General features: G+C 42.2%; 11 protein-coding genes. 9 read left to right on the plus strand and 2 right to left on the minus strand.

The genetic code is table 11. The annotated features are described in order from the left end of the window. Positions 1-20: 20 nt before the first annotated feature. The 4 genes from ACSSVW_RS13670 (at position 21) to ACSSVW_RS13685 (ending at position 3,121) form a co-directional block, all read left to right on the plus strand. Complete coding sequence (locus ACSSVW_RS13670) at positions 21-947, plus strand: hydrogen peroxide-inducible genes activator (protein ID WP_036973310.1); 927 nt, start codon at positions 21-23, stop codon at positions 945-947. Between the two features lie 123 nt (positions 948-1,070). After that, entirely contained in the window at positions 1,071-1,613 is a 543-nt protein-coding gene (locus tag ACSSVW_RS13675; RefSeq protein ID WP_074989223.1) for an RNA polymerase sigma factor, read from the plus strand. Continuing rightward, positions 1,606-2,205 carry a hypothetical protein gene (locus ACSSVW_RS13680; protein ID WP_074989224.1) on the plus strand — a complete coding sequence of 200 codons (600 nt, stop codon included), beginning with the start codon at positions 1,606-1,608 and terminating at the stop codon, positions 2,203-2,205. Before ACSSVW_RS13675 ends, ACSSVW_RS13680 begins: the two co-directional genes overlap by 8 nt. Before the next feature lies 1 nt (position 2,206). Beyond that, a complete protein-coding gene (locus tag ACSSVW_RS13685) occupies positions 2,207-3,121 on the plus strand; it encodes a hypothetical protein (RefSeq protein WP_454179493.1) in 915 nt (304 codons plus the stop codon). Positions 3,122-3,150: 29 nt separating this feature from the next. On the opposite strand, the gene ACSSVW_RS13690 is transcribed toward ACSSVW_RS13685, so the two are convergent. Together ACSSVW_RS13690 and ACSSVW_RS13695 are read right to left on the minus strand one after the other, a co-directional pair. Beyond that, a complete protein-coding gene (locus tag ACSSVW_RS13690; protein WP_118844706.1) occupies positions 3,151-3,354 on the minus strand; it encodes a hypothetical protein in 204 nt (67 codons plus the stop codon). 231 nt (positions 3,355-3,585) lie between these two features. Continuing rightward, a complete protein-coding gene (locus ACSSVW_RS13695; RefSeq protein ID WP_454179494.1) occupies positions 3,586-6,096 on the minus strand; it encodes a two-component system response regulator in 2,511 nt (836 codons plus the stop codon). A gap of 215 nt (positions 6,097-6,311) precedes the next feature. Here ACSSVW_RS13695 and queA point away from each other — a divergent pair, with 215 nt between their 5' ends. The 5 genes from queA (at position 6,312) to secF (ending at position 11,935) form a co-directional block, all read left to right on the plus strand. Continuing rightward, the gene (gene queA / locus ACSSVW_RS13700) at positions 6,312-7,343 is read left to right on the plus strand and encodes a tRNA preQ1(34) S-adenosylmethionine ribosyltransferase-isomerase QueA (RefSeq protein ID WP_036973304.1); all 1,032 of its coding nucleotides are present in this window, start codon (positions 6,312-6,314) and stop codon (positions 7,341-7,343) included. Between the two features lie 258 nt (positions 7,344-7,601). Then, the gene (gene tgt, locus ACSSVW_RS13705) at positions 7,602-8,729 is read left to right on the plus strand and encodes a tRNA guanosine(34) transglycosylase Tgt (RefSeq protein WP_036973303.1); all 1,128 of its coding nucleotides are present in this window, start codon (positions 7,602-7,604) and stop codon (positions 8,727-8,729) included. A 29-nt stretch (positions 8,730-8,758) separates the two neighbouring features. Further along, positions 8,759-9,097 (plus strand): preprotein translocase subunit YajC, encoded by a 339-nt coding sequence (yajC, locus tag ACSSVW_RS13710; RefSeq protein WP_036973302.1) that lies wholly within the window; start codon positions 8,759-8,761, stop codon positions 9,095-9,097. A gap of 22 nt (positions 9,098-9,119) precedes the next feature. Next, positions 9,120-10,979 carry a protein translocase subunit SecD gene (gene secD, locus ACSSVW_RS13715; RefSeq protein WP_036973301.1) on the plus strand — a complete coding sequence of 620 codons (1,860 nt, stop codon included), beginning with the start codon at positions 9,120-9,122 and terminating at the stop codon, positions 10,977-10,979. Between the two features lie 8 nt (positions 10,980-10,987). Further along, on the plus strand, positions 10,988-11,935 hold the full coding sequence (gene secF / locus ACSSVW_RS13720) for a protein translocase subunit SecF (protein ID WP_036973300.1): 948 nt from the start codon (positions 10,988-10,990) through the stop codon (positions 11,933-11,935). Positions 11,936-11,956 lie beyond the last annotated feature (21 nt).

Raw genomic sequence — 11,956 nt, forward strand, 5'->3', positions numbered from 1 at the left:
TGCAGGTAGTAAAAAAGAGTATGAATAACTTACCCAGTATTAAACAACTACAATATTTACTCGCCGTTCATCAGCACCAACACTTTGGTCGTGCCGCAAGTGCCTGCTTTATTGGTCAGTCCACGTTAAGCAGTGCGATTCAAAACTTAGAAGAAACCTTAGGTTGTCAGCTTATCGAGCGTGAAAATCGCAGCTTAATGTTTACTGCCATTGGGGAAGAGGTCGTAGAGAAAGCACGTAAAATCATTGACGATACGCTAAGTTTGAAAGAACTCACCAAAAGCTTTTTAACCCCGTTAAGTGGTAAGTTAACCTTAGGCGTAATCCCTACCATCGCCAGCTTTATCGCGGCGCCGTTGTATCACTTTTGCAAGCAAACATTTACCGAGCTTGAGTTAGTACTTGTTGAAGATACCAGTGAAAAGTTACTGGATAAGCTTGAACACGGGCAAATTGATATCGCGTTGCTTGCGTTGCCGTTCGATACCGAAAAGTTTCACACCCAAGTGCTCGCTAAAGACCACTTTAGCTTAGTTCACCATAAAGATTATATGCCAGCGAAAGGTGTCGAAGACTTTAACTTGTTGCCCGATGCCAGTGTGTTTTTGCTAGAGCGAGAGCACTGTATGACAGGTCATGCCTTAAGTGCTTGTCATTTAAATCGCTCAAGTTGCATTAACCCGTTTGAAGCGGCCAGCTTACATACGTTACTGAGCATGGTTGAGCATCAACTGGGCGTTACTTTTTTACCGCAAATGGCGATTAACGCGGGCATTCTAGAGAAAAAAGACATGGTGGCAACACCATCACAAAGCGACGCATACCGAGATATTGGTATTGTGTGGCGTAAAACCACCGGGCGAATCCGCGATTTTAGGCTGTTTAGTCAACAGTTAGAGCTGTTTCTTGCCAAGCAATGCAGCTTACATACCCAATCAGCAGAATAAATTGCAGCCCCAAATAAAAGTTTGGGGTTTTTTATTATTAAAGCAAACTATTTTTTTCCTTCCCTCGACTAACTTTATACATTAACCCTTTTTACGATAGATAAATAACATGACGAGGCTACCGTGTTTTTTCAATCACTCGACACATTAATTGCCAAGGCGCAACAAGGCAATAAACGGGCATGGTTGAAATTAGTGAAGCAACATGAAACGCAGGTCTATAACTATTGTTTGCGAATGTTGAGTCACCCTGATGATGCAATGGACTTAATGCAAGAAGTGTTTATTTCTGTGTATAAGAGTTTGCCTAGCTTTCGGGGAGATTGCAGCTTTAATACTTGGCTTTACCAAATCGTGCATAGACGAAGTGTTGAGTATTATCGTCGCCGTAAGCACCACCAAAGCCTAGATGCTTTACCCGAAGAAGCCTGTGAGCGTAGTGAAATAGAAGCGAATCAACAGCAATCTCAACAGCATAATGAGCTTAAAAGTATGATGAACAATTTGCCGTGGGAGCAGCGTTTGGTTGTAGAGTTAAAGTTTTTTCAGCATTGCACATTTGAGGAAATTGCAGAGCAGTTAGGTATTTCAACTAATACCGCTAAATCAAGATTATACAGTGCGTTAGGTAAGTTAAAAGTGCATTTGGAGGCAGTAGATGGCTAATTTAGAGTCGTTATTTACAGCATGGCTAGAAGGTGAAAGCTTAACGGAAGAGCAAATTAGATTGCTCGAAAGTAATCCTGACTATGCCTTGATGATGGAAAATGCGACAAAGTGGCAGCAGCATAGTCTTAACTATCAACAATTACCAGTACCTGACTGGGATCGTGGTTCTTGTATGCCACAAGCGCACAAGCAGGCTGTGTATTTTGGTTCTGGTTTATGGGCGATGGCTGCGTCTATCGCATTGTGTGCCTGGTTATTAATAACCAGCCCAGAACAAACAGACTCACAGTTGCTTGAGCAAGTGGCTAAGCAAACTCGTTTATTAGAGTCACAACAAAAACAAATAGATCAATTGCAGAACATGCTAACAGCACAAAATGACATACAGCAACAGCATATGTATCAGCTAGCGAAAGAAGCGATTAAAACGGGTCGTGTAGAGCGACAAGAAGATATTGCCAGTGTGCTTGCTTATATCAAAACGCAGCGCGCCCAAGACCAAGCATACTTGCGTATGCAATTGAATGATTTAGCAGAGCAAGTGGATGGCCGACCCATGCCAACCGTTGCCAACAACGTGGAGTATTAAAATGCCAAAGAACATGATAGCCAGTGCGGTGTTATTGCTATGTGGTGTAGCAACAGTGAACCCTGTGTTTGCACAAAGTAGTGATGAGTTAGATAAAATTCAACGTGAAGTGGGAATTATGGAAAAAATTCTTACGGCTGCTTTAAAGCAAGATACGGATAACAAAGTGAGCAACGTGTCAGCAAGTTATTTACAGCACCAAGGTGTGGTGTTTAGTTTTGACGTGCGGGGGTCGCGATGGTCAACTATTTTTGCATCGGTGCCTGATGCTCCTTTGCCACCTATGCCAGATATTGATTTTGATGAAATAAGCGACATTGAGATTCTTGGTGACCATGTGCAGGTGATAAGCGACGCTGTGGTCGTTAAAACGCAAGAAGCGTATCAGCACGCGATGGAAATGATGCGTGAAAGTGCAGAGCAAGTCCGTGAAGTGGCTGAGCAAGAGCGTGATATTAGCCGTGAAATTCGTGATCTTGAACGCGAAAAACGTGATATTGAATTTGAGCGTCGTCATGATAAGGAAGCTGAAAATCAAGCACTTGAGCAACGTAAAAAAGAGTTACAAGCCTCTATTAAAGAGCTTGAAAAAGAGCAGCAAACGCTGTCATTGAAGCAGCAAAGGTTACGCAAACAACTTGCAGAGAAAAAGCAAGCGCGCGCAAAAGAGCAGCAGCAGCAAATGATGGCCCTAACAAACAGTGTAAATAACAGTATTGCATTATCGTTGTGTGATTATGGCAGTGGTTTACGAAGCTTACCCGACGATGAGCACGTCAGTGTTGTTATTCGCGGACTCGATCAGAGTAAAAAGGATCACATTAAAGTGTTTAAAAAAGCAGATATTAAACAGTGTGTAGTGGGGAATATTAAATCGTCGCAACTACTCGAACGTGCATCAAGCTATGTATTTTAATTAATTGATTTTCCAACCAAAAAAGCAGCCTATAAGGGCTGCTTTTCATCCATTGAAAAAGGCTTTAAGCTGGGTAAAAACAATAAGTAAACCCAAACAACCAGATTAAAATAAGGCACTAAGCCCAACCCTGTAAATACTTTTACCGGGTACCCTTTGAAGGTCGCATTACGGTAACATTGATATGCTATCCCTAGATTAACGATCAGTAACAATACGATTAGTTGTGTCATCACTTTTCTCCTAAATACCGCTAATACAAGAACTTATAGATGTTAAGTTATTTTCAGTATGTGTAATATAAAAGGTAATGTCATGTTTTTTTTAGATTATCACTATAAATACGCGACATTATCTCTTGGCGTGAATTAATTATAGATGAGTATTCTCAGGATGGTAGATAAAAAGTTAATAAAATTGTTTAAAAATGTATCAATATTCGGGGCGGATTAGCTAGTCAGTTGTTAGCTAAAAAGTTTATTGTTAGAGATTCTTTCAAGCTCACTGCTAATTTTTTCAACAGGCATCGGGCGTGCAATAAAGTAACCTTGCCCGTAATCGACGCCTATCTCTTTTAATGCTAAAAATATTTCTTTATTTTCAACGTATTCAGCAACAGAGCGCTTATCTAAAGAGCGGCTAATATCGTTTATCGCCTTCACGAGCGCAAGGTCGATAGGGTCGTTCAACATATCGCGAACAAACGAGCCATCAATTTTTACATGTTGTGCTGGCAGCTGTTTAAGGTAGTTAAATGTACTAAAGCCAGTGCCAAAGTCGTCAATCGAGAAATGGCAGCCTAAGCCATTGAGGCGCTCTATCATTGCGCGGGTCGCCACTAAATTATTGATACTGGCTGACTCGGTTATTTCAAAAATAATACGCGTGGGTTCAACGTTATACTCTTGTAGGCTCGATTCTATATGCGGTAATAATCGTTCATCTAAAAATGACTGTGCCGATAAATTAATAGCCACTTGGTTGAGCTCAGGAAAATCAGCAACACTTTTAATCGCATTACGAATAACACATTGGTCCATCAGGTATGTGTCGTTTAGTAACTCTAATGCGGGAATAAATTGATTCGGGTAAATAAGCTCATTATCAAGCTTTAAACGCAGTAAGGTTTCAAAGTAAGCCACATGACCACGTTTAAAGTCCCAAATTGGTTGGTAATGTAATTCAATTGCATCGTGTTGCAGTGCTTGGCGAATGCTGTGGCCCCACTCTAACCCTGCTTGTAGGCTATTGTGGTGAGTGTCTTCTTTTGAATAACAATGAACCAGATTACGGCCTAAGCTTTTTGCAACATACAGCGCAATATCAGCTTGCTTAAGGCATTCGTTGGGATCATTATTTTGTGCGGTAATTTGTGTTAGGCCAATTGAGCAGCTAATTGAATATTCTTGGCCTTCTGAATGAAATTGATGTTTTTCAATGGCCATACAAATACTTTCTGCTACTAAATGGGCATCAAGCAAATTGGTGTTTTTCAGAATAACCGCAAATTCATCACCGCCAATACGGCAAATTAAGTGCTCGTCGCTAATATTGGCAGTAAAGAGTTGAGCGACTTCTTTAAGCACAATATCACCTTGTTGATGACCTTTACTGTCATTGATGATTTTAAAATGATCTAAATCGATATAAATAAGCGCATGTTCTATATCGCCATTGGTGTATTTGGCTTGGCAAATACGTTGCAATTGTTGATCAAAATAATAGCGGTTATGTAATTCAGTTAGCGTGTCATGCAATGCTAAATGACGAAGCTGTAACTCAGCTTGCTTGCGTTCGTGAATGTTATCGATAGTGGCTGTAATCGTTGCAGAGTTACGGCTGTTTTTTATTAACTGCATTCGGCATTCAACCCAAATGGCATTGCCGTTTTTATGACTCAGTTGTATCTCAACTTGCTGTTGTAGCTCCCCCCCGTGCAAAATACTTTGAATCGTATCTTGTAACTTGGGCTGACACTCAGGCAAACAAAAATCAGTTAACGACTTAGATAAACTCGATTTAATGCCGTATCCCGTGAGGTTTTCCCATGCAGGGTTAATAAAGCGAATATTTCCTTGCTGATCAAACTCCAATACCACGGTGTTTAAATGCAATAAAATACGTTGGTGAGCCGAAAAAAGCTCTTTATAGCGGCTTTGGCTTTGGCTTAGTTGCTCAACTTTTTGTGCAAACTCTGCATAACTCACCATAAAATCTTCACGGCGTGCAGCATGGTCACATACTTTGCTCAGTAAAGACTGATCATAAGGGGCGCGTATAAAGTCGGTAACACCAGAGAGTAACAGTTGCTCGGCATAATCAGCATCGTTGTTATCAATGATGGTAACAATGGCTTGTTTAGGATTATGCTGCAATATTTCGCTAATCAGCGCGCCTGCGGGATCTGATTGCGATTGAGTTGCATCAATCAATACAATAGCAAACTTTTGTTGTAGGTACGTCGCCAGTGCAGCTTTTGTCGATGTCGTGTGTGTAACAGCAAAACTGAGTTTGAGTTGTTCGTTGATGTTATTTGCTTTGTTGTTATTCGTTTCAAGCAGGAGTAAATTAAGGCGGCTGCTTTTTTCTAGGTGTGTCGACAGGACATTAGCAAGGACTTGCGGCAGCATATCTTGGCGTTCAAAAGGCAATACTGCATCAATACCATAGCTGCGGGCTGTTGTTTCAGCGATACGCTCACAATATATAGGGGGAGTTAGCAGTATAGGCGTATTTTTTGGGGTTTTTAATAACCCCGAGCGAATCATGCGCGAGAAGCGCCAGCCGTCAATTTTGCCGACTTCAAGGCCCGTAATAATAATATCCACCGGCTGGCTTTTAAGTATTTTTAACGCCTCTTGCGAGTCGTTGGCTTCAATAAACGTAAAAACATTAAGTTTGTTGAGTGTTAACTTAATTGTTTCACGCTCAGCAACGCTAGCGTTTAAAATTAGCAGTTGCAACTGCTTTGCCATGGCGCTACTACCTCTTAACTGAACCCATGCTTAGTGAATGGGTTAGAATAATGACATTTCTATTATTCTACAAGCAAACTTTACCTAAAAACGGTTATTAGCCTGTACCAGCTTACACGGTTAGGTTGTTTGTTCTTGAACCGAGGTGCTTTGCTTGAGGTGGCAAGCGTATCAGAGTAAACTTGGCGCGTTTTTATTAATGAGAGATATGCTCTATGCGCGTGGCTGATTTTAGCTTTGACCTTCCTGATGAATTAATTGCTCGTTTTCCAAAAGCAGATCGAACAAGCAGTCGTTTATTAACGCTCGACGGCCCAACAGGGCAGGTTGAACACAAAGTGTTTAGTGATATTTTATCTCTGGTAAATGAAAATGACTTATTAGTGTTTAACAACACGAAAGTGATACCAGCACGCATGTTTGGCCAAAAAGAGTCTGGCGGTAAGCTTGAAGTACTCGTTGAGCGCGTATTGGACGAGCACCGTGTACTGGCTCACGTACGTGCGAGTAAATCACCAAAACCGGGCTCTAAAATTATCCTTGAAGGCAAAGCCGAAGCAACCATGGTAGCGCGTCACGGTGAGCTATTTGAACTTGAGTTTGCTAAAGACGAAAATGTATTAGATATCTTAAACGATATTGGCCACATGCCATTACCACCATACATAGACCGCCCAGATAATGAGGCTGATCGTGAGCGTTATCAAACGGTGTATGGTGAGAAACCCGGTGCTGTTGCAGCGCCAACAGCAGGGCTTCACTTTGACGATAAATTAATGGCGGCTTTAAAAGACAAAGGCATTAACATGGCGTTTGTTACTTTGCACGTGGGTGCGGGTACATTCCAACCTGTGCGTGTTGATTCAGTTGATGAACATGTTATGCACTCAGAATATATCGAAGTTCCCGATGAGGTTGTAAAAGCCGTAGCCGAAACCAAAGCAAAAGGCGGGCGTGTTGTTGCGGTGGGCACCACTTCAGTACGTTCTTTAGAGTCGGCTGCAAAAGTACATGGTGGCAAGCTTGATACTTACTTTGGTGATACTGACATCTTTATTTACCCGGGTTATCAGTTCAATGTGGTGGATGCCATGGTCACTAACTTCCACTTACCTGAATCAACGTTGATTATGTTGGTGAGCGCGTTTGCAGGCCAAGAAAACATTATGGGTGCTTATCACACAGCGATTGAGCAACAGTATCGCTTTTTCAGTTATGGTGATGCCATGTTCTTAACGCGTAAATAAGCGTTAGTCATCTTTTATATCACCTTGTAAAAAGCCCAGCATTTCACTGGGTTTTTTATTTTCAGCCATTCTTACTAAGCTATGCGTTGATATGAAGCCTCTGTGCAACGCTGAATTCTGCATGGTGGGGAGAGTTTAGCTAGCGGGCTTTTTATTTTTGAATTTAGCCCAATTAATAGTAATAAATGCGCAAACAGGTTAGAATCGAGCGGTTAAATTATAGCTTGTTGGACTGTTTTTCCGACACTAGAGGATAATATGAAATTTGAATTAGACCGCACTGACGGTAAAGCGCGCCGCGGCCGCTTGATTTTTGAGCGTGGTGTTGTAGAAACGCCTGCATTTATGCCAGTAGGTACTTACGGCACGGTAAAAGGGATGACTCCCGATGAAGTAAAAGACACGGGGGCACAAATCTGCCTTGGTAATACTTTTCACCTTATGCTGCGTCCTGGCACAGAAATCATTAAGCAACACGGTGATTTACACGACTTCATGAATTGGGATCGTCCTATCTTAACTGATTCAGGCGGTTTCCAAGTATTCAGCTTAGGTGCAATGCGTAAAATCACCGAAGAGGGCGTCATGTTTAGCTCGCCTGTGAATGGTGAAAAAATCATGCTTTCACCAGAAAAAGCCATGCAAGTTCAGCGCGACTTAGGCTCTGATATTGTGATGATTTTCGACGAATGTACGCCATATCCTGCTACTGAAAAAGAAGCCAAAGACTCAATGGAGCTCTCGCTGCGTTGGGCTAAACGTTCAAAAGAAGGGCATGGTGATAATCCAGCAGCACTGTTTGGTATTATCCAAGGGGGTATGTACCCTGAGCTTCGTGCACAATCGCAAAAAGGCCTAGAAGACATTGGTTTTGATGGTTATGCACTGGGCGGTTTATCAGTGGGTGAACCTAAAAACGAAATGATCAATATTCTTGATCATTGTGCGTATAAAATGCCAGCCGACAAACCACGTTACTTAATGGGCGTTGGTAAACCAGAAGACTTGGTTGAAGCGGTGCGTCGTGGTATCGATATGTTCGACTGTGTAATGCCAACCCGTAATGCACGTAATGGTCACTTATTCGTGACAGGTGGCATTGTTAAAATCCGTAACGCAGTACATAAAACAGACACCGGTCCACTTGATCCAGAGTGTGATTGCCATACATGTAAAAACTATTCACGTGCGTACTTGCATCATCTTGATAAATGTAATGAAATCTTAGGCGCACGTCTAAACACGATTCATAACTTACGTTATTATCAACGTGTAATGGAAGGCTTACGTAATGCCATTAGTCATGGCAAACTAGACGAATTTGTTGCAGATTTTTATGCACGCCGCGGCCAAGAAGTGCCAGAGCTTGCAGATACATCAGATTAAATTTTTAGAAAAATTAAAGAGGAAGTGTAATGAGTTTATTCATCTCAAACGCGCACGCAAGTGCGGCAGGTGCAGCACCAGCAGGTGGTGGCATGGAAATGCTAATCATGTTGGGTATTTTTGGTCTGGTATTTTATTTCTTAATTTACCGTCCGCAAGCTAAGCGTGTAAAAGAGCATAAAGCCCTTATGAGCGCGATGGCAAAAGGTGACGAAGTGCTTACGCAAGGTGGTTTAGTTGGTAAAATTGCTAAAATCGCTGATGACAAAGACTTCATCGTTATCTCATTAAACGACCAAGCAGAAGTAACAGTACAAAAATCAGCTGTTTCTGCAGTATTGCCAAAAGGCACTATGAAGTCGCTATAACAATAAAAATAAGGACTCACACGTGTTAAACAAGTTTCCATTATGGAAGTATTTACTTGTTCTTGTTGTGTTAGTCGTTGGTATTTTATATGCCTCTCCTAACTTGTATGGTCGTGACCCGGCCATACAAGTATCGGGCACTAAAGGTACTGATGCTGACCTAAGCGTACTCGATAAAGTAAATGCGACCCTCAAAGAACATAACGTTACTGTTAAATCAAGCAAACTTGAAGACGGACAAATCCTTGTACGTTTTAAGAATGTTGAAGATCAACTTAAAGCGCAAGACCTACTGCGTGATTCCCTTAGTGAAGATTACATCTCTGCCATCAACATGGCTCCAGCACAACCAGAGTGGTTAAAAGCATTGGGTGGTAACCCGATGAAGCTGGGTCTGGATTTAAGTGGTGGTGTTCACTTTACTATGGAAATCGACATGGCGACGGCGGTTGATACACAGCTTGAGCAAATGGAACAAGATTTTAAAAGTGATTTACGTGAAGAAAAGCTGCGTTACCGCACGATTCGTCGTGTAGCTGGCAGCGAGCGTTTACGTGTTGAAATGCGTAACGAAGAAGATAAAGACGCAGCAGAGCGCTTTTTATCAACCCGTTACCCGCTCAATGTGTACATTGATGATAGCAGCAGTGATAACGCTTTTTACGCCAGTATGAGCGAACAAAAGCTTAAAGAAATTCGTGATTACGCTATCAAGCAAAACGAAACGATTATCCGTAACCGTATCAACCAAATCGGTGTTGCTGAGCCAAACGTTCAGCGTCAAGGTGCTGAGCGTATTATCGTACAGCTTCCTGGTGTACAAGACACAGCCCGTGCCAAAGAAATTTTAGGGGCTACGGCAACGCTTGAGTTCCGTGAAGTAGACGAAGATGCTGACCCAAGTGCAGCCTTACAAGGGCGTGTACCACCAGGCACTGAAGTGATCATGGCGCGTGACGGTTACCCTGTGGTACTAAAAAAACGCATTATTCTTGAAGGTAGCCACATCACTGGTGCGCAATCAGGAATGGATGAGTATCAACGTCCGCAAGTAAGCATTAGCCTTGATAGCAAAGGTGGCGCAAAAATGAATGCGTTCACTAAGCGCGCGATTGGTAAGCGCATGGCAACTGTATTCATTGAGTACAAGCCATCGGGTAAAACAGATGAAAACGGTAAAGCACTTCCTCCAATTAAGGTAGAAGAAGTGATTAACGTGGCGACAATTCAAGCACGTCTTGACCGTTCGTTCCGAATCACGGGTATTGATAACCCTGCTGAAGCCCATAATCTGAGCTTACTACTACGTGCAGGTGCACTTGTTGCTCCTATTCAAATTGTAGAAGAGCGCACGGTAGGCCCAAGCCTAGGTCAAGAAAACATCGAAGCAGGTATGACGGCAGTGGTACTAGGCTTTGCATTTGTGCTTGTATTTATGCTGGTGTATTACAAAGGGTTTGGCATGGTGGCAAATATTGCCCTTGGTGCGAACTTAGTATTAATCGTGGGTGTTATGTCATTAATTCCAGGTGCGGCATTAACCTTACCGGGTATTGCAGGTATCGTACTGACCGTGGGTATGGCCGTTGATGCAAACGTGCTTATATTTGAGCGTATCCGCGAAGAGCTTGCCGACGGCCGTAGTCCGCAACAAGCCGTTCATTTCGGTTACGACAGCGCATTTAGCACGATTTTCGATGCAAATATCACCACGTTAATCGCAGCAGTGATTCTGTTTGCAGTGGGCACGGGTCCAATTGCTGGTTTCGCCGTGACACTTGCGATTGGTATTATCACCTCTATGTTTACAGCCATTGTTGGTACCCGTGCGGTAATCAACTTGTTTATTGGCGGTAAGCGTATTGATAAGTTGTCGATTTAGGAGTCAGCATGCAAATCTTAAAACTCGGTGGTAAAACACTCCCGTTTATGAAGTTCCGCAAGTTTGCCATGACATTATCAACGTTGTTGATTTTGGCTTCTTTCGTATCGTTTTTTACAAAAGGCTTAAACTTCGGTTTAGACTTTACCGGTGGTACAGCGGTTGAAGTTGGCTTTGCACAACCTGCAGATCTGAAAAAAGTACGTGAAGCAATTACGGCAAGTGGCTTTGAAGATTTCTCTGTTCAGCTATTTGGCTCAAGTAAAGAAATTCTTGTGCGCCTTGCACCGCAAGGTGATGGCGTGAAAGCAGAAGTCATTGGTAACCAAATCATTGATGCCTTAAAACAAACTGATTCAAGTGTTGAAATGCGCCGTATTGAGTTTGTGGGCCCAAGTGTAGGTGAAGATTTAAAAGAGCAGGGTGGCTTGGCCATGTTAACTGCACTTATTTGTATCTTGATCTACGTGGCATTTCGCTTTGAATGGCGTTTTGCGGTTGGCGCGGTATCAGCACTATTACACGATGTTATTATCACATTAGGTTTATTCTCAATACTGGATCTTGAGTTTGACTTAACGATTTTAGCAGCGATTTTGGCGGTGATAGGTTACTCACTCAACGATACCATCGTTGTATCTGACCGTATTCGTGAAAACTTCCGTAAAGTGCGTATCGATGACACCATAGAAATCATTGATATTTCACTTACGCAAACATTGAATCGTACCCTTGTAACATCAATCACCACAATTTTAGTATTGATTGCGTTGTTTGTATGGGGTGGTCAAACTATTCACGGCTTTGCGACAGCATTACTATTTGGTGTGTTCATCGGTACTTACTCATCTGTGTATGTTGCATCAGCAGTGGCGATTGCAATGGGTGTAAGTAAAGAAGACTTAATTCCAGAAGTAATCGAAAAAGAAGGTGCGGATCTCGATCCTATGCCTTAATAAGCCATGCTTAAAAAAGAA

It is taken from the genome of Pseudoalteromonas sp. MBR-15 (assembly GCF_053628915.1).